23 protein-coding genes are annotated in these 24,275 nt (G+C 70.6%); 14 read left to right on the top strand and 9 right to left on the bottom strand.

Annotation, left to right across the window (positions count from 1 at the left end; genetic code table 11):
* A partial coding sequence (locus VGB24_RS11535; RefSeq protein ID WP_331073094.1) for an ATPase domain-containing protein occupies positions 1–519 on the bottom strand: 519 nt, incomplete at its 3' end.
* Between the two features lie 374 nt (positions 520–893).
* Here VGB24_RS11535 and VGB24_RS11540 point away from each other — a divergent pair.
* The gene (locus tag VGB24_RS11540) at positions 894–1,553 is read left to right on the top strand and encodes a hypothetical protein (protein WP_331073095.1); all 660 of its coding nucleotides are present in this window, start codon (positions 894–896) and stop codon (positions 1,551–1,553) included.
* Between the two features lie 39 nt (positions 1,554–1,592).
* On the opposite strand, the gene VGB24_RS11545 is transcribed toward VGB24_RS11540, so the two are convergent.
* Complete coding sequence (locus tag VGB24_RS11545; RefSeq protein ID WP_331073096.1) at positions 1,593–1,805, bottom strand: DUF3343 domain-containing protein; 213 nt, start codon at positions 1,803–1,805, stop codon at positions 1,593–1,595.
* Positions 1,806–2,188: 383 nt separating this feature from the next.
* Here VGB24_RS11545 and VGB24_RS11550 point away from each other — a divergent pair, with 383 nt between their 5' ends.
* From VGB24_RS11550 to VGB24_RS11585, 8 genes are all read left to right on the top strand, one after another.
* A complete protein-coding gene (locus tag VGB24_RS11550; RefSeq protein WP_331073097.1) occupies positions 2,189–5,314 on the top strand; it encodes a TonB-dependent receptor in 3,126 nt (1,041 codons plus the stop codon).
* A gap of 13 nt (positions 5,315–5,327) precedes the next feature.
* Entirely contained in the window at positions 5,328–6,686 is a 1,359-nt protein-coding gene (locus VGB24_RS11555; protein WP_331073098.1) for a RagB/SusD family nutrient uptake outer membrane protein, read from the top strand.
* A 125-nt stretch (positions 6,687–6,811) separates the two neighbouring features.
* On the top strand, positions 6,812–7,354 hold the full coding sequence (gene folK, locus VGB24_RS11560; RefSeq protein ID WP_331073099.1) for a 2-amino-4-hydroxy-6-hydroxymethyldihydropteridine diphosphokinase: 543 nt from the start codon (positions 6,812–6,814) through the stop codon (positions 7,352–7,354).
* A 41-nt stretch (positions 7,355–7,395) separates the two neighbouring features.
* Positions 7,396–8,544, top strand: coding sequence for a carboxylate-amine ligase (locus VGB24_RS11565; protein ID WP_331073100.1), 1,149 nt, complete (start codon positions 7,396–7,398; stop codon positions 8,542–8,544).
* The gene (aroB, locus tag VGB24_RS11570) at positions 8,541–9,668 is read left to right on the top strand and encodes a 3-dehydroquinate synthase (protein WP_331073101.1); all 1,128 of its coding nucleotides are present in this window, start codon (positions 8,541–8,543) and stop codon (positions 9,666–9,668) included. The genes VGB24_RS11565 and aroB overlap by 4 nt, the downstream gene beginning before the upstream one ends.
* Positions 9,669–10,359: 691 nt before the next feature.
* Entirely contained in the window at positions 10,360–11,742 is a 1,383-nt protein-coding gene (locus tag VGB24_RS11575) for a glycosyltransferase family 2 protein (RefSeq protein WP_331073102.1), read from the top strand.
* On the top strand, positions 11,743–12,492 hold the full coding sequence (locus VGB24_RS11580) for a DUF3108 domain-containing protein (RefSeq protein ID WP_331073103.1): 750 nt from the start codon (positions 11,743–11,745) through the stop codon (positions 12,490–12,492).
* Positions 12,489–13,532: a hypothetical protein gene (locus tag VGB24_RS11585; RefSeq protein WP_331073104.1), complete on the top strand. Its 1,044-nt coding sequence runs from the start codon at positions 12,489–12,491 to the stop codon at positions 13,530–13,532. Before VGB24_RS11580 ends, VGB24_RS11585 begins: the two co-directional genes overlap by 4 nt.
* 727 nt (positions 13,533–14,259) lie before the next feature.
* On the opposite strand, the gene VGB24_RS11590 is transcribed toward VGB24_RS11585, so the two are convergent.
* The 3 genes from VGB24_RS11590 to VGB24_RS11600 form a co-directional block, all read right to left on the bottom strand.
* On the bottom strand, positions 14,260–14,769 hold the full coding sequence (locus VGB24_RS11590) for an arsinothricin resistance N-acetyltransferase ArsN1 family A (protein ID WP_331073105.1): 510 nt from the start codon (positions 14,767–14,769) through the stop codon (positions 14,260–14,262).
* A 65-nt stretch (positions 14,770–14,834) separates the two neighbouring features.
* Entirely contained in the window at positions 14,835–16,232 is a 1,398-nt protein-coding gene (locus VGB24_RS11595; RefSeq protein ID WP_331073106.1) for an NAD(P)-binding domain-containing protein, read from the bottom strand.
* A gap of 87 nt (positions 16,233–16,319) precedes the next feature.
* Positions 16,320–16,832 carry a MarR family transcriptional regulator gene (locus VGB24_RS11600; RefSeq protein WP_331073107.1) on the bottom strand — a complete coding sequence of 171 codons (513 nt, stop codon included), beginning with the start codon at positions 16,830–16,832 and terminating at the stop codon, positions 16,320–16,322.
* Positions 16,833–17,257: 425 nt separating this feature from the next.
* On the opposite strand from VGB24_RS11600, the gene VGB24_RS11605 reads away from it, so the two are divergent.
* The 3 genes from VGB24_RS11605 to VGB24_RS11615 all read left to right on the top strand — a co-directional run bounded on the left by VGB24_RS11605 (position 17,258) and on the right by VGB24_RS11615 (position 18,866).
* A complete protein-coding gene (locus VGB24_RS11605; RefSeq protein WP_331073108.1) occupies positions 17,258–17,647 on the top strand; it encodes a type II toxin-antitoxin system VapC family toxin in 390 nt (129 codons plus the stop codon).
* 86 nt (positions 17,648–17,733) lie between these two features.
* On the top strand, positions 17,734–18,126 hold the full coding sequence (locus tag VGB24_RS11610; protein ID WP_331073109.1) for a hypothetical protein: 393 nt from the start codon (positions 17,734–17,736) through the stop codon (positions 18,124–18,126).
* Between the two features lie 164 nt (positions 18,127–18,290).
* Complete coding sequence (locus VGB24_RS11615) at positions 18,291–18,866, top strand: hypothetical protein (protein ID WP_331073110.1); 576 nt, start codon at positions 18,291–18,293, stop codon at positions 18,864–18,866.
* Between the two features lie 69 nt (positions 18,867–18,935).
* On the opposite strand, the gene VGB24_RS11620 is transcribed toward VGB24_RS11615, so the two are convergent.
* Together VGB24_RS11620 and VGB24_RS11625 are read right to left on the bottom strand one after the other, a co-directional pair.
* The gene (locus VGB24_RS11620; RefSeq protein WP_331073111.1) at positions 18,936–19,730 is read right to left on the bottom strand and encodes an alpha/beta hydrolase; all 795 of its coding nucleotides are present in this window, start codon (positions 19,728–19,730) and stop codon (positions 18,936–18,938) included.
* Complete coding sequence (locus tag VGB24_RS11625) at positions 19,727–20,554, bottom strand: alpha/beta fold hydrolase (RefSeq protein WP_331073112.1); 828 nt, start codon at positions 20,552–20,554, stop codon at positions 19,727–19,729. Before VGB24_RS11625 ends, VGB24_RS11620 begins: the two co-directional genes overlap by 4 nt.
* A 209-nt stretch (positions 20,555–20,763) precedes the next feature.
* On the opposite strand from VGB24_RS11625, the gene VGB24_RS11630 reads away from it, so the two are divergent.
* Complete coding sequence (locus VGB24_RS11630; protein ID WP_331073113.1) at positions 20,764–21,063, top strand: hypothetical protein; 300 nt, start codon at positions 20,764–20,766, stop codon at positions 21,061–21,063.
* Positions 21,064–21,172: 109 nt separating this feature from the next.
* The gene (locus VGB24_RS11635) at positions 21,173–22,546 is read left to right on the top strand and encodes a hemolysin family protein (RefSeq protein ID WP_331073114.1); all 1,374 of its coding nucleotides are present in this window, start codon (positions 21,173–21,175) and stop codon (positions 22,544–22,546) included.
* Position 22,547: 1 nt separating this feature from the next.
* On the opposite strand, the gene VGB24_RS11640 is transcribed toward VGB24_RS11635, so the two are convergent.
* On the bottom strand, positions 22,548–23,576 hold the full coding sequence (locus VGB24_RS11640; RefSeq protein WP_331073115.1) for a hypothetical protein: 1,029 nt from the start codon (positions 23,574–23,576) through the stop codon (positions 22,548–22,550).
* Positions 23,577–23,732: 156 nt separating this feature from the next.
* Positions 23,733–24,236, bottom strand: coding sequence for a hypothetical protein (locus tag VGB24_RS11645; RefSeq protein WP_331073116.1), 504 nt, complete (start codon positions 24,234–24,236; stop codon positions 23,733–23,735).
* Positions 24,237–24,275 lie beyond the last annotated feature (39 nt).

Consider the following 24,275-nt stretch of genomic DNA (forward strand, 5'->3'; position numbering starts at 1 on the left):
GGCCTTCACCGTGAGCACGGCCGTGAAGTCGCGCCGGGCCAGCCACTCGTACAGCCGGTACACCTCGCGGCGCCGCACCACGGGGCCGTCCAGCAGCGACAGCAGCACGTCGATGCCGTCGAAGACGATGCGCGTGGCGCCAAGGGCCCGGGCCTGCTCCTCCACCTGGGCCAGGATGCCCTCCAGGTCGAAGTCGCCCGCCACCGTCACGGTGGGCGAGACGTAGGCGTCCAGGAAGAAGAGCCGGTCGCGCTCCAGCGCGGGAAGGTCCCAGCCGAACGAGTCGGCGTTCTCCATGATCCGGCGCGTATCCTCCTCGAACGCCACGAAGATGCCGGGCTCGTGGTGCTCGGTGGCCCCGCACACCAGGGTCTGCAGGGCGAAGACGGTCTTTCCCGCCCCCGCCGAGCCCAGCACCACGGTGATGCGCGACCGGGGCAGCCCGCCGCCCGTCATTTCGTCGAATCCCTGGATGCCCGTGGAAGCCTTGGGGCCCAGGGGCGAGGATGGTTCCGTCATGGAGGAGCGTCTGTGGAGAGCGAGGCCGCGCGACGCGCCGGGGAATGCCGGCACGCGCGGTGGAGCCATCGTCAGGAATCGCAACGGAGAGAGCGGAGTGAACGGGCCGCGTCGGGCCACCGATTCTGCGGGTGGGGTACGACTATGATAACGACGTAGCTCCCTATGCGCCAGATATGGAAGCCAGTGCGGCGCCGCTCGTTAGGCGGCTTTTGCCATGGAGGGTTTGTGCAAGGATGAGCAATCCCGGCACCCGCGACCGGCACCGCCGGTGCGGCAGGCGCAGGCGGAAGGGGCCGGCACTGCCGCGCCGGCCCTTTTCTCGCCAGATTCGTTCACATGCAACCCTGCTCCCGCCACCCGGACCCTCGCCGATGACCCCGCCCGGCCCGGACACGCTCCCCCTGGCGGACGACTTCGTCTGGCGGGCGGAAACCGTGCACCTCCTGGTGCTCTCGCCCGGCGCCACGGTGGCGCGGTGGAACGAGGCCGCGCGGCGGGCCCACGCCCCCCTTGCCGAAGGTGCGCCCGTCGCGCGGCTGCTGACGCCGAACAGCGCGTCGCTGCTCCTGGCCACGATGGAGGCGGCGCGCGCGGGGCCGGCTGAGGGCGTGCTGCTGACCTTTTCGGACGGGGAGCGGTACGCGTTCACCCTTTCCTGCCGCGTCCGCTGGGCGGAGGGAGCGTGCCTGCTCTTCGGCGAGCCGCTGGCCGCGCGCGACTCGCAGGTCACCCGGGAGCTGATGGAGCTATCCAGCGAGCTCGCCCGCATCACCCGCGAGCGGGCGAAGGTGGCCGCCGAGCTGAGTTCGGCGCTGCAGGCGCTGCGGGAGTCGCACTGGCACGTGAAGAAGATCCAGGAGTTCCTGCCCATCTGCGCCCAGTGCCACAGGGTGCCGGCGGGGGAGGAAAGCCGGGGCGAGTGGCGGCACCTGGTGTCGTTCCTGGCCGACAACGGCCTGCTGATGACGCACGGCTACTGCCCGGAATGCGAAGAGCAGGTGATGGCGCAGCTGGACGGACCCGCGCCGTAGCCCGCACTCACGCACTCACGCACTCACGCACTCACGCACTCACGCACTCACCCCGTCCCAGCGCCCGAACGGCACCCCCGCGCCGTCGAGCAGCGCCGCCATGCGCTCCACGTCGGCGGGGAGCGTTTCCAGCGCCAGGCTGCACCGCGCCCGCGCGGCCGGCGGGGCCGGAACCACCTCGGCCGGCACCCCGTGGTCGCGGGCCACCTCTTCGGCCCACAGCGCATGGTGCGTTGTCTCGAACGTAAACACCCGCTGACCCCCTCGTCGCCGGTCGTGTCGGGAAAACCGGAATGCCTGCTGCTTGCGCCAAGCGCTTTCCCCGGTTACACTTTCCCCACCTTATCAGTACCCGGAACCCCACCCACGTCCAGCCGCGGAGGCCCAGCCTCCGGTTCGCCGGCCCGCTCCCCGGGGCGCCGCGTGCGTTCTTCCGTCCCGGTGCGTCACGTTCCCGGGCCGCCGCGCGTCCTACTACAGGCGTGCCGCGGGCGTGCCACCATGCGAACGCCGGACCGGGAAGGAGGGGGACGGCCGCGCCGGAGACGCGCGGCACGGGTACCAGCTTCGGGCGGGTGTTGTTCCGGCATCGTCGGTCTACCTGCGGGCCGACGCGAAACCAGGAGGATGACAGGATGACAAGACTTCGTGTGCTCCTCGCGGTGGCTCTGGCCCTGGCGCTTGCGCCCGTGGCGGCCACCGCGCAGGCGGGAACCGTCCGTGGACGGGTGGTCGAGCAGGGCTCGAACAGCCCGCTGCAGGGCGTGTCGGTGAGCGTCGTGGGCGGAGGCCCGACGGCGGTCACCAACCAGGAGGGCCGCTTCGCCCTTTCCAACGTGCCGGCCGGCACGCGCACCCTTCGCGCGGCCCGCATCGGCTACGGGGCGCAGACGCGCTCCGTCACGGTGGGCGCCGAGCCCATCGAGGTGAACTTCGCGCTCGGCACCGACGTGCTGGGCCTCGACGAGATCGTCGTCATCGGCTACGGCCAGGTGGAGCGCCGCCGCGCGGGCGGCGGCGCCATTTCGTCCATCCGCCCCACCGAGGTCACGGAAAGCGCGCCCACCCCCACGGTGGAAAACGTGCTGCAGGGCCGCGTGGCCGGCGTGCAGGTGGTGCAGAACTCGGGCGTGCCCGGCTCGGCCATCTCCGTACGCGTGCGCGGCGCCTCGTCCATCTCGGCCGGCAACGAGCCGCTGTACGTGATCGACGGCGTGCCCCTCATCCAGGGCAACTTCTCGACCATCCAGGGCGCCATCGGGCAGACGCAGGGCATCGACGCTCTGTCCGACCTGAACCCCAACGAGATCGAGTCCATCGAGGTGCTGAAGGACGCGTCGGCGGCGGCCATCTACGGCTCGCGCGCGTCCAACGGCGTGGTGCTGATCAGCACCAAGCGCGGCCGCGCGGGCGAGCGCCCCGACATCCGCGTGCAGACCTACATGGGCAGCCAGGAGGCGTGGCGCCATGCCGACTTCCTGAACGCCGAAGAGTACATCGAGGTGTACAACGAAGGGTGGGCGAACGACGGGTACCTCGACGCCTTCGAGATTCCGCTGTTCGCGCCCGAGGGCCAGGACGGCGCCCTCACCTACGATCCCGACGTAAGCACCGACTGGATCGACGAGATCCTGACGACGGCGCCCATGAGCAACGTGTTCGCCAGCATCGCCGGCGGCACCGAGCGGGCCCGGTACTACGTCAGCGGCACCCGGTTCCTGCAGGACGGCATCGTGTCGGGCTACGGCTTCGAGCGCATGAACGGCCGCCTGAACCTCGACTACACCGCCAGCAGCCGGCTCACGCTGGGCACGGGCGTGGCGCTGACCCGCGGCGTGATCGAGCGCTCGCGCGGCGACAACACCATCTACGGCCCCTTCGCCAACGCCATCGCCAGCGCGCCGATCGACCCGGTTCGCGACGAGGACGGCGACTATAACCTGAACACGCTGGCGTACGTGAACCCGGTGGCGCTCAACGAGCTGAACCGGGCCGAAGAGCGCACCTTCCACGTGCTGGGCAACATCTTCGCCGACTACCGCCTGTTCGAGGGAGTCACCGCCCGCCTGAACATGGGCCTCGACCAGTACAGCCTGCGCGGCTTCCTGTACGACTCGCCGACCGTTCCGCCCGGCTCGGGAAGCAACGGCTACGGCCAGGTGGGCAACTCGTTCGCCACCAAGGTGCTGGCCGAGGGCACCCTGAGCTGGCAGCGCGACCTGGGCGACATCCACAACCTGTCGGGCGTGGTGGGCTCGGGGTACGAGGACAACGACAGCGAGTTCAACTCGGTGTTCGGCACGCAGTTCCCGTCGGGCCTCAAGCAGCTGGCCTCGGCCGCGACGGTCACCGGCGGCAACTCGTCGCTTTCCGAGTACAACCTGCTCTCGTTCTTCGGCCGCGTGCAGCACAGCTTCCGCGACCGCCTGACCACCACGTTCAACGTGCGCGCCGACGGCTCGTCGCGCTTCGGCGAGAACAACCGGTGGGGCGTGTTCCCGTCGGCGGCCGTGCAGTACCGGCTGACCGAGGAGCCGTTCATCCGCGACAACAGGTTCATCAGCGACCTGGCCTTCCGCGCGAGCTACGGCCGCACGGGCAACCAGGAGGGGCTGGGCGACTTCGCGCCGTCGGCGCTGTTCACCGCTGGCCAGAACTACAACGACCGTCCCGGCATCGCCCCGCTGCAGCTGGCCAACCCGGACCTGAGCTGGGAAAAGACCGACCAGCTGAACATCGGCGCCGACCTGGGCTTCTTCGACGATCGCCTGGGCCTGACGTTCGACTGGTACCAGAAGTACACGTCGGACCTGCTCCTGAACCGGCCCATCCCGCTTTCCACCGGGTTCGGCCTGATCACCGAGAACATCGGCGAGATGCGCAACACCGGCGTGGAGCTGGCGGTTCGCGCCCAGCCGATCCGCGCGGCGAGCCGCGGCGGCCTGGAGTGGAGCACCGAGTTCAACATCTCGCACAACGAGAACGTCGTCACCAAGCTGTACAACGAGCAGCCCATCAGCGGCAGCTTCGTCGCCCGGGTGGAGGAGGACGAGGAGCTGGGCTTCTTCCGCGGCTACGTGATGGACGGGATCTTCCAGTCCGAGGACGAGATCTGCTACGACACCACGGGCGCCGACTGCGAAGAGGGCTTCGGCTACCAGTCGGACTTCACGGTTCCCGGCGACGTGCGGTTCCGTGACCTGAACGGCGACGGGCTGATCACCTCCGAGGACCAGGGCAAGATCGGCAGCCCCTGGCCGGACTACACGGGCGGCTGGACGAACAACCTGTCGCTCGCCGGGTTCGACCTGACGGTGTTCACGCAGTTCTCGCAGGGCAACGACATCTACAACGGGAACCGCGAGTACACCGACGCGTTCGGAACCTTCATCGACAACAACTCGGGGCGCGCGCGCAACCGCTGGACCCCGGAGAACCCGAGCACCACCGAGGCCCGGGCCACATACGACGACAGCAACAACAACGTGCGCTCCAGCAGCCGCTTCGTCGAGGACGGCAGCTACGTGCGCATCAAGAACGCGGTGCTGGGCTACAACCTCCCGGCCCGGTTCTCCACCCGCGCCGGCGTGTCGAGCATGCGCCTGTACGTACAGGCCCAGAACCTGAAGACCTGGACCGACTACAGCGGGTTCGACCCGGAGGTGAACTTCAACGGCGCCGCCAGCATCACCCGCGGGATCGACTTCTACACGCTTCCGCAGGCGCGCACGTACACCATCGGGCTCAACCTGGGCTTTTAACCGGAGAATGCGAATGAAGCTCAGAATTCTTGGCGTCGTTGCGCTGGCGGCCCTCGCGGGCGCGTGCGACGAGCCGCTCGACCCGACTCCGCAGCAGGCGATCCCCTCGGCCGAGGCGCTGGACACGCCCGACGAGGTGCGCGTGGCCGCGAACGCCATGTACGACGCGCTGCAGGACTGCGATGGCGGCTACTGCCGCAACCTGCTGATCTTCCCCGACCTGTACGTGGGAGACCTTGCGTTCACCGGCACGTACAGCAGCGACCGCGAGGTCGGGCAGGCCACCCTTACGGCGGCCAATACCGCCCTCCCGGGGATCTGGGGCACGGCGTACAGCGGGATCAACCGCGCGAACAACGTGCTGGCCTCGCTTCCCGGGCTGCAGGACGAGTTCGACGACGAGAGCGAGTACGACCAGCTGAAGGGTGAGGCGCACTTCATCCGGGCGCTGAACTACTTGAACCTGGTGAACTTCTTCGGCGGCGTGCCCCTGGTCACCCAGCCGATCAGCCAGGTGCCGTCGGACGTGGGCCAGGCCCGCAACAGCGCGGCCGAGGTCTACGCGTTCATCGAGTCGGAGTTGGCCGCGGCCCGCGCCGGGCTGCCGGAGCTGGGCTCCGACGCCGCGGGCCGCGCGAGCCACGAGGCGGCCACCGCGCTGCTGGCCCGGGTGCACCTGTACCAGCGGGAGTGGCAGCAGGCCTACAACCTGGCCGACGAGGTGATCGAGAGCGGCCACTTCGCGCTGGAGCCGCAGTACGAGAACGTGTTCGAGAAGGAGCAGACCGACGAAGCGATCCTGGAAATTCCGTACACCGTGACGGACCCGGGTTCGCTGGCCTTCTGGTTCTTCCCCGGCTCGCTGGGCGGCCGCCGCGGCGCGGCTCCCAGCTCGGCGTTCCGCAACTCGTTCGAAGCGGGCGACCAGCGCCGCAAGGTGGCGGTGCAGTTCACCAGCGGCGGCACGGCGTACGGCTACAAGTACACCGACATCGCCAGCACCGCCGACGACGTTCCGGTCCTTCGTCTTGCCGAGATGTACCTGATCCGTTCCGAGGCCGCTGCCCGCCTGGGCCGGCCGGCGGAAGCCGTCGCCGACCTCAACGTGATCCGCAACCGCGCCGGGCTGGCCGACCTGCCGGCGGCGGTGGACACGCAGGCCGAGGCGCTGGCGGCCAACCTGGACGAGCGTCGCCACGAGCTCTTCTACGAGGGCCATCGCTTCTTCGACCTGAAGCGCTTCGCCGACGCGGTTCCGGCCGCGCAGGCGGTGCTGACGGCGCGCGGGATCACGGGCAACCGCCTGCTGTTCCCCCTGCCGCAGCGCGAGATCGACGCCAACCCCGCCCTGACGCAGAACCCCGGCTACTAACGCCGCGGGTTGGGCCGACGGGCAGGCACGGTGAGTACGCGGCGCCCTTCCTTCGGGAGGGGCGCCGTCTTTTTTGCAGGTACCCGCCGGGCAGCGCCGCCGCCGAACCACGCCACCGCATCCGCATGAGCGATCCACCCGACGACGTAGTGGTCCTGGGCCTGGGCGCCAACCTGGGCGACCCCCTCGCGCAGCTGGGGCGCGCGGTGGACGCGCTGTCCTCGTTGATGACCATCGGCCGCGTGTCGTCCGTCCATCGCACCGAGCCCGTGGGCTACCGCGACCAGCCGGACTTCTACAACCTGGTCGTGATGGGGACGGCCCCGGGCGAGCCGGAGGACTTGCTGCGCGCCGTGCTGGAGGTGGAGCGCTCCCTCGGACGGGTGCGCACCTTCGCGGACGCCCCCCGCACCATCGACATCGACCTGCTGGCGTTCGGAAGGCGGGTGATGGAGGTGCCGGGATTGACACTGCCGCATCCGCGCATGCACCAGCGCCGATTCGTGCTCCGCCCGCTGGCCGAGATCGCCCCGGAGTGGCGGCATCCCGTACTGGGGCAGACGGCGCGGGAGTTGCTTTCTTCTGGCTCGGCGCGGGAGCGGGTGGAGCTCGTGGGTCCGCTTCGTCCGCTGCCGGGAGCGCTTGCCCCCGGGCTCCCGTCCGGCTAAGCTCTTCGTGGCGCCGGGCGCGTCCCTTTTCACGACGCAGGATGTCCCGCAGCCACGACTTCACCATCGGGGTGGAGGAAGAGTACCAGCTGGTGGACGCGGCCACGGGCGCGCTGCGCAGCCGTGCGCGGTACGTGATCTCGGGCGACTGGGCAGGCGAGCTGAAGCCCGAGATGCAGGAACACACCATCGAGGTGGGCACCGGAGTGTGGCGGGGCTCGCACGCGGTTCGCGACGACCTGGCCCGGCTGCGCTTCATGGCGGCCGTGGCCGCCGAGGCCCAGGGGCTGCGCATCGTGGCCGCGGGCGCCCACCCGTTCAGCCCGGCGGCGGGGCACCCGTTCAGCGACGCCCCCGTGTACCAGGAGCTGCGCGACAAGTACCGCGCCCTGGCCGACGAGCAGGCGATCTTCGGGATGCACGTGCACGTGGGCGTGCCTTCGGGGACGGATCGCGCACGGCTGTGCAACGTGGTGCGGCTTCACCTTCCGGTGCTGCTGGCGCTCAGCGCGTCGTCGCCCTTCTGGGACGGGCGCGACACGGGCCACGCCTCGTACCGCTCGGTGGTGTGGCGCCGCTGGCCCCGCTCGGGCGCGCCGCCCCGCTTTGCCGGGATGGACGAGTACGACGCGCTGGTACGCTGGATGATGGAGTCTGGGAGCATCGACGGGCCGGGGCGGCTGTACTGGGAACTGCGGCCGCACCACCAGTATCCGACCCTCGAGGTGCGGGTGACGGACTGCACCCCGCGGCTGGACGACGCCATCACCGTCGCCGCCCTGGCGCGGGCCGTGGTGGCGGGCGCGGCCGAGGGGCTGCTGCCGGACACGCCGCTGCCGGAATCGTTCCTTCAGCCGCTGCTCAGCGAAAACGGCTGGCGGACGAGCCGCCACGGAACGCGCGCGGTGCTGGCCGACCTGGAACGCGCCGCGCCGCGCACCATCACGGCGGCGGAGTGGCTGGAGCGGCTGGCCGGGCGGCTGGAGGGCGTAGCCGCGGCGCTGGGCGACGACGCCGAGCTGGCGCGGCTGCCGGAGCTGCTGGACCGCGGGTGCGCGGCCGACGCCATCCGTGCACGGGCGGAGCAGGTGGGGAACGGGGGGGCGCTGGCACTCTGGCTGGCGGACGAAACGGTGGCAGGCGCCGGCATGGACCGCCGGGTGCGGCCAAGACTCGAGGAAACGGTATGAGCACGCCCCACAGGGTCAAGGTTTCACTTCCCGAAGCGAACTCGCGCGGCTACGAGGTGCTGGTGGGGCCCGGGCTGTTCGGCACCCTGGCGTCGGTGCTGTCGCGCTTCTGCCCCGCCCACCGCTACGCCGTGGTCACCGACGACCGCGTGGCCGAGCTGTACGCGGTGCGCCTGTCGCGCATGCTGCACGCCGCCGGCTACCGCACCGACGTGTTCGCCTTTTCCTCGGGCGAGGCGCAGAAGACGCGCGAAACGTGGGCGCTGGTCAGCGACGCCATGATGGAGACCGGGTGCGGCCGCGACACGGCGGTGATCGCCTTCGGGGGCGGCGTGCCGGGCGACCTGGGCGGCTTCGTGGCGGCCACCTACATGCGCGGGCTGCCGCTGGTGCAGGTGCCCACCTCGCTGCTGGCCATGATCGACGCGTCGGTGGGCGGCAAGACGGGGGTCGACACGCCGGCCGGCAAGAACCTGGTGGGCGCCTTTCACCAGCCGCACTGCGTGGTGGTGGACCCGGAGCTGCTGAGCACCCTCCCCGACGCGCACCTGCGGGCCGGCATGGCCGAGGCGGTGAAGCACGGCGCCATCGCCGACGCCGAGTACCTGGAGTGGATCGAGCGGAACGCCGACCCCCTGCTGGCCGGCGATCCCGGCGCGCTGGCGCGGCTGATCATGCGCTCGGTAGAGATCAAGGCGGAGATCGTGGCCAAGGACGAAAAGGAAAGCGGCCCGCGCAAGCTGCTGAACTTCGGCCATACCATCGGCCACGCGGTGGAGTCGGTGTCGGGCTACACGCTGCTGCACGGCGAGGCGGTGGCGGTGGGGATGGTGGAAGAGGCGCGCATCGGCGAGCGCAGCGGCATCACCGCGGCGGGCACCTCCGCGCACCTGCGGCGCATCCTCACGCGCCTGGGGCTGCCCACCTCGCTCCCCATCGACTTTCAGGCGGCGCAGGTGATCGACTTCACGCGGGTGGACAAGAAGGCGCGCAACGGGCGCGTGGAATACTCGCTGATCCAGGACCTGGGCCGCCCGTTCGTGGGCCCCGCCGGCGTGTGGGGCCACCCGGTGCCCGACGAGACCGTCGCCGAGGTGCTGGCCGGCGCGGGGATGCGGGGGTAGGGTCGTCGACGCGAGCAGAGAGGCAGCCGAGCCTGTCATCCTGAGGCCCAGGCGCACGATACTGGCCCGCAGCACATCCGTCGCGGGCCGAAGGATCTAGCGTCGGACACGTACAAGCACGGGCGCGGCAGCGGTCACCGTATCCGAGGCCTCGGCTGCCGTGGGGCCCTCACCCGTCCTCGCTTAGGCTCGTCCACCCTCTCCCACAAACAGCGTGGGAGAGGGGGTACACACCACAATCGAGTGCGCGGGGCGGGCCGAAGCGCAGTGGATTTTCCCCTCTCCCGACGCAGTTTGCCGGGGGAGGGGGCCGGGGGAGGGGCCGCCCGCCGCCAGGCCAGCCGAAGCGCGATTCAGGTCTCCCCCTCCCCTGCGAAGCGGGGGACGGGGGCCGGGGGAGGGGGCTCCCGCGGCACGCGAGGCACCCTGTCGAACCCCGATCGAAGTCCTCCCCTCTCCCGCGCAGTTTGCGGGGGAGGGGCCGGGGGGAGGGGGGCCCCGGGAGAAGGGGCAAAGGACGAAGGACCATGCACCGGTCCGGGGCGCGATGCCCCGGACCGGCATTCATTCGCGGACGGTGTGGGCGGCCATAACCCCGGCCAAAGGGCGCCGCGGGGGGAACCCGGCGCTTCGGGACAGGGTATCGTCCATCGCTGGCTGGACCGCTGAACGACGACGAGGACGACGAGGCTTGATCTACATCTGCATCCCCGTTCTGAACGAGGCGCAAACCGTGGGGGTCCTGCTGTGGCGGACCCGCCAGGTGATGGCCGAGTTCGGGCGCGACTACCACATCGTCGTCGTCGACGACGGCTCCACCGACGCCTCGGCCGAGGTGCTGCAGCCGTACACGCGCGTGCTGCCGCTGACCGTGGTGCGCCACGAGCGCAACCGCGGGTACGCGGCGGCCCTGGAAACGCTGGTCCGCGAGGTGGCGGCGCTCAGCACGCATCCCAAGCGCGACGTCGCCGTGTTCCTGCAGGCCGACTTCACCGAGCCGCCGGAAGAGATTCCCGCGCTGGTCAAGCGGCTGGAGGGCGGGGCCGACATCGTCGGTTCCACCGTCGCCGCCGTGGACGTGGAGCTGACGCGGGGAATGCGCTGGTCGCGGCGCGGGCTGCCCTGGCTGCTGAAGCGCTCCGCCCTGCCGCGCGAAATCCGCGACCCCTTCTCCGGCTTCCGCGGGTACCGCGTGCAGGTGCTGCGGCGCGCCCTCTCCGACGCGGACGGCAAGCCGCTGCTGGAGCGGTCCGGCTGGGCCGCCAACGCCGAGCTGCTGGTGCGCGTGGCGCCGCACGCCCGCCGCGCCGAAGAGGCCGAGGTGAGGCTGCGCTACGCGCACCGCGAGCGCGAAACGCGCTTCCGGCCGTGGGATGCGCTCCGCGAAACGTGGGCGCTGTTCCGCGCCACACCGGGCATCTCGACGCTCCCCCGCCGGGCCGCCGAGGCGCCCGCCGCCGCCGAGCCCGCGCCCGTGGCCGCCGAGGCCCCCGCCCGCCCGGCGCCGCGCCGCGAAGAAGGGCCGGCCGTGCCGCGGCCCGAGCGTGAAGGCCGGCCCGAGCGTGAGGGCCAGCCCGCGCGCGACGAACGGCCCGCCCGTCCTCGCCGCGAGCGCCGCCCCGCGGACGAGACAGGCGCCGAAGCGGCTCCGCCGAAGCGGCCCCGCCCGGAGCGGACGCGCCAGCCGCGGGAAGAGCGCGCCGCCGTCCCAACGGGCGAGGCTGAGACGTTGGCCGTCGCGGAGCCGGTGGAGCCCGGCGCCGACGCATCCGCCGAGGCGGCGGAGCCCGCGGCGAAGAAGCGGAAGCCGCGGCGCCGCAAGCCCCGGCGGACGGAGGGCGGAGACGCATCGGCCGCCGCCGAGGGCGCTTCGGACGCGGGTGTTTCGGGAGAGGAAGCGTCCGGGGAGGGCGCGGAAGCGGCAGCTGGCGAGGCGGACGGCGAACCGGCGGCCTCGGGAGGGGGCGCCCGCAAGCGGCCCCGCCGCCCCCGGCGCAGGCGAAAGCCGGGGGGACCAAACGAGAATGGAGCGGATGGCGGGGGGGATGCCCCGGCCTCCGAAAGCGAGGGATAGATGAAGTGGTCTTCGATGTCGATACGCCCGCTGGCCGCTGCCCTGCTGGCGGTGGTGGCGGGCGTGGGCGGGATGGATGCGCAGAACCGCACCCCGTTCCGGGCCGGTGAGCTCGCGACGTACCAGGTGAAGCTGGGGGGCGCGTCCGTGGGCCAGGGCTCGCTCGCGGTGCTGGGAATGGTGAACGTCCGCGGGCAGCAGACCTTCCACACGCGCATGACGCTGAACGGGCGCGTGACGCTGGCCCGCGTGAACGACATCTACGAGAGCTGGATCGACACCGACGGGCTCTTCTCGCACCGCTTTCACCAGAACGTGCACGAGGTTCGCTACCGGCGGAACCGCACGTACGACTTCTTCCCGGAAACGCGCACCTACCGGCGCGAGAACGGGAGCACGGGCAGCATTCCCACGAACCAGCCGCTGGACGACCTGTCGTTCCTGTACTACGCGCGCACCCTGCCGCTGGACGTGGGCGCCACGTACACGCTGCAGCGGTACTTCAAGGCGGATGGCAACCCGGTGGTGATCCGCGTGCTGCGGCGCGAAACGATCACGGTGCCGGCCGGCCGCTTCCGCACGATCGTGGTGCAGCCCGTGATCAAGACCGACGGGCTGTTCGGCGAAGGGGGGCGCGCCGAGGTGTTCCTGTCGGACGACCAGCACCGCATTCCCGTGCTCATCCGCAGCCGGGTGCCGGTGGTGGGCTCGCTGACCATGCTGCTGCGCACCTTCCGCCCCGGCACGTGAGCGCCGAACGGCAGCCGGACCGGAACGCGGGGTCCGCCACGGGAACGATTCCCGAGGCGGACCTTTCGCGTGTGACCACCGTTCCCGTGGGCGGGCGGCCCAACAAGGTGCTCGCCGAGCACTTCGCCGCGCCGCCGCCGGCCGATCCGGGGGCGCGCACCTTCGGCGCGTTCGTCGCCTCGCTGCCGCGCGTGCTGCAGGCCGAGTCGTTCCTGGCCGTGGCCGACGCCGTCGCCGCGGCGGTGGAGCGGCGCCGGACGGTGCTGTGGATGCTGGGCGGCCACGTGGTGAAGACCGGCTTGGCGCCCGTGCTGATCGACCTGATGGAGCGCGGGGCCATCACCCACGTTGCGTCGAACGGCTCCGCCGGGGTGCACGACTACGAGATGGCGCGCTGGGGCGGCACCAGCGAGGACGTGGAGGCCGGCCTGGCCGATGGCAGCTTCGGGATGGCGGACGAGACGGGGCGCGGGATGAACGGCGCGTTCGTCCGCGGGATGGGCGAGGGGTGGGGGATGGGCGAGTCGCTCGCCCGCGACCTGGCGGCGCGCGCCGACCTGGCATATCCGGAGCTTTCGCTCCTCCTGCAGTCGTACCGGCTGGGGGTGCCGTACACGCTTCACCCGGCGCTGGGGGCAGAGATCATCCACCAGCACCCCGCGGCGAACGGGGCGGCCATCGGCGACACGGGGCACCGCGACTTCCGGCGGCTGGCGGCTTCGCTGGCGGGGCTGGACGAGGGGGGCGTGGTGGTGAACGTGGGGTCGGCGGTGGTGATGCCCGAGGTGTTCCTCAAGGCGCTGACGGTGGCGCGCAACCTGGGCGAGGGTCGCCCGCGCGGGTTCGTTACCTGCGACCTGGACATGCTGCGCCACTACCGGCCGCGGGTGAACGTGGTGGAGCGCCCCACGCGATCGGGCGGGGGGCGCGGGTTCTCCATCACGGGGCACCACGAGATCATGGTTCCGCTGCTGGCCTGGGCCATCGCGGAGCGGCTGGACGGTCCGGGAAGGGAGCCCCAGGCCTCCACGGGCGAATGAATTCGCTGCAACAACCACACGTCCACCTTCGTGGACTGGCTTGTTGCCGTGCACTCTATCGCTCGGTGGCGCGCCCCACCGCCGCCGTTGTCATCCCGATGGAGCGGCCCCGTCGAACTCGCCCCTCCGCCGTACTTCGCAGCGACTGAGGGATCCGCCACACACTCCCGGGCGCACCACACGGTCCTCCCCACACCACGGCAGTCCAGTCCGCGCAGCCGGACTTCGTGATTTTCCAGCCGCGGTTTCAACCGCCATCGCGAGGCATCGGGCTCGCCACGCGGTCCTCCACGCACCAGGGCAGGCCAGTCCGCAAGGCGGAATGTTCGCCCGGCGATCTCAACCAACCATTACGAGCCCCGGGCGCGCCACACGGTCCTCCCCACGCTAAGACAAGCCAGTCCGCGCAGGCGGACTTCGTGTGTCTGTTGCCGCGAATTCATTCGCCCGAGGAGGCTGGGCTGCGCTCTTTAGTTATAGTTGGGCCGGCTCCCGTGCAGGGGCCGCGTCTCGGGCTTTCGTGTCGCTGCCGCGCCCGGGCTTGTTCGTGATTCAGGCTAGATCCCACGGCCCTGCGGGGTATGAACTGCGGGCCAGTCCAGTGCGCTCGGGCCTCTGGATGACAAAAGTCGTGTCCGGGCCTCTGGATGACAAATTTCGTGTCGGGCCTCTGGATGACAGATTTCGCGGCGGACGGGTTTCCCTCCTATGCCGCCCCCCTCTGCGCTCACTCCGCGAGCGCCGCTCCGAGCAGCCGTTCCACGATCACCACGTCGCGCCAGCGGCCGTCCAGGCGCGCGTGGCGGCGGTACGTGCCCACGCGCGTGAAGCCGTGGCGCTCGCACAGGGCCAGCGAGGCGGTGTTCTCGGGAAAGATGCGCGACAGCACCTTCCAGAACCCCGCGCGCTCCAGCTCCGGCACGAACGCCGTCATCAGCGCGTCGCCGATCCGCCGCCCGCGCGCGCGCTCGTCGACGTACACCGAGAACTCCGCGAGCCCCGCGTAGCACTCGCGCGCCCGGTACGCCGATGCGCTCACCCACCCGATGACCTCCCCGTCGGATTCCGCCACCAGCACGGGGTAGCGGTCCGCGATGGATAGCCACGGCAGCACGTCGTCCGCAGTGCGCTCGCGCGTTTCGAAGGTGGCCTGCCGCCCGCGGATGCCCTGGTTGTAGATCCGGGCGATGGCCGGCGCGTCGGCCGGGAGGGCGGGGCGGATGATGGGCTCGGTCATCGCAGGGCCGGCGTGGAGGTGATGAGAACGGGCCGCGGCGCGCGCGAGGACCAACGCGTGCGTGCTCATCCGCAGCACGCCACCACCGGCAGCCCCGGACCCGCCGGCTTCGCGGGCGTCGCGCATCCCCCGGCGATGCCGCACGACCCGCCGATCGGCGCGGGCTCGTCGCCCTCCGCCGCGCAGCAGGCGGCGCCGCCCACGTCGGTGGAGCAGACGCCGGTTTCGGGGAGCACCAGCTGCACGTCGCGCGCGCCTTCCATGTCTCCGGTCAGCGCGCAGACCACAGAGCGCACCTGCTCGTATCCAGTCAGCAGCAGGAAGGTGGGCGCGCGGCCGTAGCTCTTCATCCCCACCACGAAGAAGTCGCGCTCCGGGTGGCGCAGCTCCTCGTAGCCGTGCGGGTACACGGTGCCGCAGCTGTGCACGTTGGGGTCGATCAGGGGCGCCAGCCGCACCGGGGCTTCGAGCGCCTCGTCCAGCCCCAGCCGCAGCTCGCGAAGCATGTCCAGGTCCGGCCGGAACCCCGTGGCCACCACCACCTCGTCCACCGGGCCAATGGTGCCCTCCGCGCTCTCCACCAGCAGCCCGCCGGGAAGCTCCACCAGCCGCTCCGCGCGGAAGCCCGTGACCAGGCTCACGGCGCCGCTCTCCACCAGACGCTTCATCCGCTCGCCCAGGCTGCCGCGGGCCGCCAGCGCGTCCTTGGCGCCGCCGCCGAACATCAGCCCGGGGTCGCGCCGGCGGATGGCCCACACGATTTCCGTCGCGGGCGACTGCTCCTTGAGCGCGGCCAGCTCCAGCAGCGCATTGAACGCCGAGTGCCCGCTGCCCATCACCAGCGTTCGCCTGCCGGCGTAGCGCGCGCGGTGGCGGGCCAGGACGTCCGGGATGCCGTAGTAGATGCGGGCGCCCGCCTCCACCTCGCCCTCCGCCTGGACACCGCTGGCGCCCAGCGGGTTGGGCGTGGTGTACGTGCCGGAGGCGTCGATGACGGCGCGCGCCAGGATGCGCTCGCGCCGCCCGCCCGCCCGCTGCACGACGACCTCGAACGCGGCCTCGTCGCGCCCCGCGGTCTTCGTCTTGTCGAACCCGGCGCGCGAGACGGAAACCACGCGATGGCCGAGGCGAAGGTGCGGGGCGATTTCCGGAAGCGCGGCGAGCGGCTGTACCAGGTGCTCGATCAACTCGCCGCCGGTGGGGAGCGCCTCCGGGTCCGGCATCCGCCATCCCGCCGCCTCCAGCATGTCGCGCGACACGGGCTCGGTCAGGTACTTCCACGGCGAGAACAGGCGAACGTGCGACCACTGGCGGATACTGGCTCCCACGGCATCGCCCGCTTCCAGCACCAGCGGCCTCTCGCCTCGTGTCACCAGGTGCGCCGCCGCCACCAGCCCCACCGGCCCCGCGCCGATCACCACCACCGGCAGCCCCGCCCGGGTCCCGCTCTCGTGCTCGGTCATCGCCGTATCTCCTCGTGTGACAAGCGGTTGTCTGTTGCAACTATCCAGGCGTAAAACTGGCCCTCAAGCGAGGACCGTCCCGCGAAATCATCCGATGGTGCAGCAGCTGCCGCCGGAGTTATCGATGCGGGTGCCCGCGGCGCGCGCCAGCTGCAGGATCAGCCGCGACATCGACTGGCGCACCTCGGGCGCGAACTCGGAGAGAAGCGAGCGCTCCTGGGCCAGGATGTCGGAGTCGATGCGGGCGTGCAGCTCGCGGCCGTCCTCCGTGGCCACCAGGTGCAGCGCGCGCCGGTCTTCCGGGCTTTCGTGCCGCTGGACGTAGCCCTTCTTTTCCAGCGCGTCCACCACGCGGCTCGCCGTGCTCTTGTCCAGGTACAGCCGCGATGCGAGCTCGTTCAGCGTCAGCGGGCCGTCGAGCACCACGGCTTCCAACGCGTAGCACTGCGTCACCGAGATGTCGTAGCAGCAGATGCGGTCGCGGTCGCGAAACTGGTAAACGCGCACCAGTTCGGTCAGCGCGCGGTGAAGGTCCACCGCGTCGCTCTCCAGCTGAGGGTCCTCACCCAGCAGGGGGAGCGCGCGTCTCGCTGCCACCATCGCATTCGCCATCGTCCTGCTCCCATTCGGTTGTGCCTTAAGAGTGGTTGCAACACGCAACTATGTCAAGGCCGTGTCGCTGGAACCACCGGGGCGAACTCCGGGGTACTCACCCCGACCAACCGACAGAAGCGGGGCGCGTCGATCGTTGTTGTGTTTCAAGCGGTTTGTTGCCAGCTTAGGATTGGACCTTCCTGCCGAAGAGGAGCGCGCATGCCAGAGACTTACCGAATCCACGGCCGGGTGTCTTCTGAAGGATCGCTGAAGCTGGAGAACCTGCCGTTTGAGCCGGGGGCATCGGTGGAAGTTGTGGTTCGCTCCGAAGAGCGTCATCCCGCTGACGAGCGGTATCCTCTACGGGGTACTCCGGTCGTCTATCACGATCCCACGTCTCCAGTAGCTGAGGCGGACTGGCACGCTCTCCAGTGATCCTTCTCGACACCCATGTGTGGATATGGTGGGTGCACGGAGACGAGCGGCTCACTCGAGCACACCGGGACGCGATCGCGGCACACGAGCGCATCGGCATTGGCGTGAGCGCAATTTCCTGTTGGGAGGTCGCCAAGCTGGTGCAGAACAAGCGTCTCGTTCTGCCGCGCTCTACCCTGGAGTGGCTGGACGTAGCACTCGGATATCCAGGCGTGCAGATCGTCGAACTGTCACCCCGGATCGCCGCCGAGTCCACGGCACTACCTGGGGACTTTCACAAGGATCCCGCTGACCAGATCATTGTGGCTACTGCTCGCGTGCTCGACTGTCCGCTTCTCACGGTAGACCAGCTGATCGTCGCGTATCCGCACGTTCACGTCTTGTAGCATTCACATGTGCCGGAGGTGAGGCGTAGATCGTGCTCCGACCGGATACCCTGAACATTGCCGATGCCATTCAACGGAGATTGCTCATGAACACGACACTGCGCCTGACTGGATCGGGCATTCGTCAGCGGGCGGGCAGGTTGCTGGTGCTGCTGGTGGCGGTGGTGCTCGCCGCCTGCGCGAGCAGCCCCAGGGACAGACGCGCGCCCCGGCCAGAGCCGACGACCGTTCGCGTGCAGAACCAGGCATGGACGGAAATGACCGTCTACGTGATTGCGAGCGGCCAACGGGTGCGGCTGGGCAACGTGAATGGCAACAGCAACACGGTGCTTCGCCTTCCGGAATCCGTCGTGGGGATGGGCCGCAGCGTCACGTTCATGGTCGATCCCCTGGGCAGCAGCCGCACGTCCAACAGCTTCGAGATCCACGTGAGGCCGGGCGAGCAGGTGACCATCACCATCCCGCCGCGCGCAGGCTGAGCCTCAGGCTCTCCTGCTCGCCGACGCGCCCCGTCCAGAGGTCCTGGGCGGGGCGCGGTCGTTAGCGGTGGATGAATCCGTGGACGGCGTGCTTGACGCGTGGAGCCCGGACGCTAGACTTCTCCCCGTGCGCTAAATTTTTACCACCCCTCCTGGACCACACCATGACACACAAGAAGGTTTGGACGCTCGCGGCAGGGCTGCTCCTGGCCACGAGCGGCGGACTGAACGCCCAGACGCCCGCCCCGCAGGCCACCAACCCCGTCGCGACTCCCGTCCCGGCCGCCAACCCCGCGGACGTGCAGTCCGTGGACGCCATCATCGCCGCGCTGTACGACGTGATCTCCGGCCCCGTGGGGCAGAAGCGCGACTGGAACCGCATGCGGTCGCTGTTCATCCCCCACGCCCGCATGATGCCGACGGGCCAGCGTCCCAATGGCCCCGTCGCCATCCGGCTGCTGGAGGTGAACGACTACATCGCCACCTCGGGCGCGTTCCTGGAGGCGAACGGCTTTCGCGAGCGCGAGATCGCCCGCAAGACCGAGCAGTTCGGTCACATCGTGCACGTGTGGAGCACCTACGAGGGGCGCACGGAAACGGACAGCACCGTGCTGCGCGGCATCAACAGCATCCAGCTGATGAACGACGGCACGCGCTGGTGGGTGGTTTCGATCTACTGGGAGCACGAGCGCCCCGACATGCCGCTGCCGGCGCAGTACCTTCCCGCCGCGCGCCCGTAACGTCGGTCCTGGTGAGATGGACCGCGGCCCGCCCCGCACTCCGGCGGCGGGCCGCGTCCATTCGGGGGATCACCCCGGCGCGGGATGGAGACCGATCCCGCGCACGAAGTCCAGCACGGCGGCGTTGAACCCCCGCGGCTCGTCGAAGATGATGGCGTGGGCGGCGTCGGGGATCACCCGCATCCGCCCGCCGGGGATGGCGCGGGCCAGGGCCGCCCCGAACTTGGGCGACGACACGGGATCGTCCTCGCCCACCAGCACCAGGGCGGGCGCGCGCACCCGGGCGGCGGCGCCGAAGGTGTCGTGGCGCTTTCCGCCCAGCCAGGTGCGCATCCATCGCACCGGCCCGGCCCTCATGTACGCTTCGGCGATCACCGGGACGAGCGATGGCGGCTCGCGCGGAACGTCGAGCGCGAACCCGATGGCCTCGTACAGCAGGCGCTTGCGCCGCCGGTCGCCCGTGGGCGCGGCCAGGACCAGGCCCGCGACGCGCCCTGGCTCCGTGGCCGCCAGCTCCAGCACCGTCTGGCACGAGAGCGAGTGCCCCACGTACGCGGCGGGTCCCAGCTGGAGCGCTTCGACGAAGGCCGAAACGGCGAACGCCTGCTGGATGATGCTCAGGAACGGCGGGCCGTCCGTTTGCCCGAAGCCGGGCAGGTCCATCGCCAGCACGCGATGCCCCGCCGCCGCCAGCCACGGCCCGTTCTTCATCCAGTAGTCCGCAGAGCACCCCAGCCCGTGGACGAGGACGATGGGCGGCCCCTCGCCCGCCGTGCGGTAGCGCATGGCCCAGCCCCCCGCGTGCGCCCGGTGCGTGCGGGCCCACTGCGCCGCCGCGCGGCCCAGGCGTGCCCCGTCCGTCACTCGCCCACCTCCTCGCCCGCCAGGAACGCCAGCAGCGCCTGGTTGAAGTCGTGGGGCTGGTCAACCATGGGCACGTGATAGGCGTCGCGGAGCACCAGGAGCCGCGAGTCGCGGATGGCCTGGCGCATCTGCACCCCGTGGTCCGGCGGGATGATGGTGTCGTGCTCGCCCCACACGATCAGCGTGGGATGCGCGATCTCGCCCAGCAGGGGACGCACGTCGTCCTGGAGGATGTGGCGCAGGGCGCGCAGTACCGTCCACGGCCCGGCCGAAAGGGCGTCGCCCAGCATCACGGGAAGGAAAGTGGGATCGCCCCAGCGCCGCGGCGGCGCCACCTCGTAGGCGAAGCGCATCACGTGGCGGGCGGTGAGGGGGCGGGGAAGCCCGGCCGCGTCCACCAGCGCCAGCCGCCGGACGCTTTCTCCGAAGCGCGCGGCCACGTGGATGGCGATCTGCCCGCCCATCGAATGGCCGACCAGGTGCACGGGCTCGCCCGCGGCGCCCCGCATCCACTCCGCGAGGACGGACGCGACGGCGGGCACGTCCGGGAGCGTGTACGCCGGCACCCGGCTGCGCCCGAAGCCCACGACGTCGGGAATGTACAGGCGATAGCGGGCGGCCAGCGCGGGAATGTTGCGCGCCCACCAGCGCGACGAGCCGCTCAGCCCGTGCAGCAGCACCAGCGCGTCGTCGCCTGCTCCCGTTTCGGCCCAGTGGATGCGATAAGCGCCGAAGTCCGCCTGGTGCGTGCGCAGGTCCAGGTCGCGCCAGCGGACGTGGCGGCCGGGAAGGGAACGCGGCGGAACGAGGGTGCGAAAGGGCAACTTCCGGCGGCTGCGGGGTAACAGGGAACGTGCGGCTGCGAGTGCCGCGCGGCGTACCCGGACTGGGAAAGCAATCCCCGGACCGGCGGCGGGCACGGCCGGTTTCGCCAGGCCCGGTGTTCCGCTATCTTATAGGGCTGTACGCAAGCCGGAAACAAAATCCCTGGCCTTCCGCGGAAGGCCGCAACCTACATGAACCAGGAGGAACCTTGAGCCGAAACAGGGATCGCGGACAACGCGCCGCCCCGAGCCGTCCGTCTCCGCTCGACGATGCGCGCAATGAGCTGTTTGGCCACATCCATCGCTGCGGCGTCATGAAGGCTTCGCGCGAGCAGCAGCTGGAGTGGATGACGGATACGATCGAGTTTTTGGGCGAGCGCTTTTCGTCGCTCACCCCGAAGGACCTGAAGGAGCTGGAGAACATCGGCATGCGCTTCTGCAGCCCGGTGATTTCCAACGCCGAGGCGGTCGAGACCGCCGAAGCGCAGCAGGAGCCCGCCGCCGCCTGACGGCGACCGTGGCGGGGGCGGGGAGGCGGCGCGGTCCGCCTCCCGCTCACCCCGCCGCGAGGCCGCAGCTCCGCCCGCTCCGCGGGGCGCGGTTCAACCCCGGCCATCCATGGATCCCGACCCCAGCAGTCTCCCCCTTCTCTACATCTTCGGGCTGATCGCGGCCAACGCGTTTCTGGTCGCGGCCGAGTTCGCCCTGATCGCGGTTCGCCGCATCCGCATCGAGCGCTCCGTCCGCCAGGGAGACGCCAACGCCGCGCGCGTGCTTCCCGCGCTGGACCGGCTGGAAGAACTGGTGTTCGCGGCGCAGGTGGCCCGCAGCCTGGCTTCGGTGGCGCTGGGCTACCAGGCCGTCGTCTTCGCCCGCTCCTACGCGCTTCCCCGCATGGAGGGGGGACCCGTGCGCGTGGCCGGCCTCGTGCTGGGCCCCGCCGACGCCGTCGCCGTCTTCTTCGCCCTCCTGGTCGTCAGCCTTCTTCACGCCACGCTGGGGCAGCAGGTGCCCAAGCTGATCGCCGTGCACCGCGCCGAGTGGATCACCGCCCACCTGGCCGTGGCGCCGCTGCGCCTGCTGGCGTGGGTGCTGATGCCCGTCACCTGGCCGCTGAACTTCCTGGTGCGCGGCGTCGTCCGCCTTTTCGGCGTCACCGCCACGGGGCTGCATCCCCTGGTGCAGACGCCCGAGGAGCTGCGCCTGTCGCTGACGCACGCCGCCGAGGCGCAGGGAAGCGGGATGGAGCAGGAGGAGCGCGAGATGATCCGCGGCGTCTTCGAGATCTCCGAGACGGTGGTGCGCGAGGTGATGACGCCGCGCAGGTCGATGGTGGTGGTGCCCGCCGACGTGTCGCTGGAGCGGCTGCTGGAGGTGGCCACGGTGGAGGGCCACTCGCGCCTTCCCGTCTTCGAGGGCACCATCGACACCGTGGTGGGGGTGGTGCTCACCAAGGACCTGCTGCGCGTGCTCCACGAGCGCCGCGGCGACCTGGCGGGGCCCTTCGACGTAAAGCACCTGCTGCGCCCCGTGCACTTCGTTCCCGACACCAAGCCGGTGGACGAGCTGCTGTCGGAGCTGCGCGGGCGCGCGGTGCACCTGGCCATCGTGCTCGACGAGTTCGGCGGCACCTACGGGCTGGTGACCCTGGAAGACCTGCTGGAAGAGATCGTGGGCGAGATCAACGACGAGTTCGACGAGGTGGAGCCGGAGTTCGAGCCCACCCCCGAGGGCGACGTGCTGATCGGTGCCGGCGTGCTGATTTCCGAGGTCAACGAGCGCTTCGGGCTGCGGATCCCGGAGGATGAGTTCGACACCGTCGGCGGCTTCGTCTTCGGCACGCTGGGCCGGGTGCCCGAGATGGGCGACGCGGTGGCGGTGCGGGGCCCCGAGGGCGAGATGGAGCTGCGGGTGGAGGAAACGGAGGAGCGGCGGGTGACCTGCCTGCGGCTGACGACGAGGGCGGCCGCCGCGGTCGCGGACGAGGGCTAGCCTACCCCCACCTGGCGAGGAAGCGCATCAGCGCGGCCTCTTCCGGATAGTAGCGCCCGGGCTCCTCGTCGTCGCGGGGAGCTTCGCGCATCAGGGGCTCGATGGTCTTGCCCTCCGCGTACCGCTCCATCACCGCCGGGTGCACGTACGCCGCCTTGCACACGGTGGGCGTGTTGCCCAGCTCCGACGACACCAGCTTGCAGGCCATCACCAGGTTCTTCTGGGCGTCGCGCGCGCTCGTGGGCGGACCCAGGTCTGCCAGGATGGTGGCCATGCGCACCGTGCCCCCCCAGGTGCGCATGTCCTTGCTGGTGTAGCGGGCGCCCACGAGCTCCTTGATGTAGCCGTTGACGTCGGCGGCGGTCACGGGGCGCACCTTTCCCTCGTCGTCCACGTACTGGAAGAGGCGCTTTCCCGGCAGCGCCAGGATTTCGCGGATCACCTCCACCAGCGGGGTGTCGGCGACGACGGAGCGCTGGTGGATGGACTTCTTGCCGACGTAGGTGAAGACCAGGCTGTCGCCGTCGATCTTCAGGTGCTTCTTCTGCAGCGTGGCGATGCCGAACGTCTTGTTGGCGACGGCGTACTGCTCGCTTCCCACGCGAAAGAAGCCGCGCATGATCAGCCGCACCACCAGCGCCAGCACGCGCTCCCGTCCCACCCCCTCCCTGCCCAGGTGCTCCGCGGTCGCCTCCCGCAGCCGGGGGATGGCGCGGGCGTACTCCAGCAGCTTGCGGTACTTTCGCTTGGCGCCCTTGGCGACGTAGTCCGGATGGTAGCGGTACTGCTTGCGGCCGGCGGCGTCGGTGCCGTACGCCTGCACCTTGGCGGCCGGGTTGGGGCTGATGTGGACGCCGGTCCACGCGGGGGGGATCGCGAGCTTCTTGATGCGGGCGAGCGCGGGCGCGCTGCGCAGCGGCTTTCCGTCGCCACGCAGGTACACGAAGCCCTCCTCGGGCGACCCCGTCCGCCGCCAGGGCTTTTCCGCGGGAGCCTTCCTGCGTCCCTTGCTCGCTCGTTTCGTTTCCACGCGAATGAGCGTCTACAAGAGCCGTTCCCAAGATCGAAAGAAGGTTTCACGCAGAGGACGCAGAGCAAAAAGAGAGGACGCAGAGGGCTCGTTGAGTTCTCTGCGTCCTCTCGGTCCCCTCTGCGTCCTCTGCGTGAAACTGGTCTTGAAACTCGGTCAGTGCGCGTATTCGGCGGCGGCTTCGAGCGGGCTGGGAACCTGGTAGTAGGGCTGGCCCATGCGCACCGCGAGCGAGTGGATGCTGTCGGCCAGCGAGTCGTAGCGGAACGCCAGGCCGTCGCGGCGGGCCGCCAGCTGCTGCCACTCGCGGTGCACCAGGTTCCGCGATTCCACGTGAAGGTTGTACTCCTGCAGCGCGGCCATGTACGACTCGTACAGGGCCGGGGGCAGCTGCCGGTGCCGCGCCTGCCGCTGAAAGCGGTGAAGGCCGGCCAGCTCGCGGGTGAGCTCCGCGTCCTGCGCGTCGATGTCGCGGTGCAGGCTGTCCATGCGGGTGCGCACCGCCACCAGCTCCTGGGCCGCCCCGCCCAGCTGCGTCCGCAGCGCCTTCACCTGCGTGCGCTCGTCGCGAAAGGCCACGTAGCCGTACAGCTGCTCGGAGGCCTTTACGCCCACGATCACCAGCATCACGAACAGGAGGAACCGAGCGGGAGAGGTCATGCGCCCTCGCGGGGGGGTGCCGGCAGGCGGAAGCGGGTG

Source organism: Longimicrobium sp. (genome assembly GCF_036399935.1).
Taxonomy (GTDB): domain Bacteria; phylum Gemmatimonadota; class Gemmatimonadetes; order Longimicrobiales; family Longimicrobiaceae; genus Longimicrobium.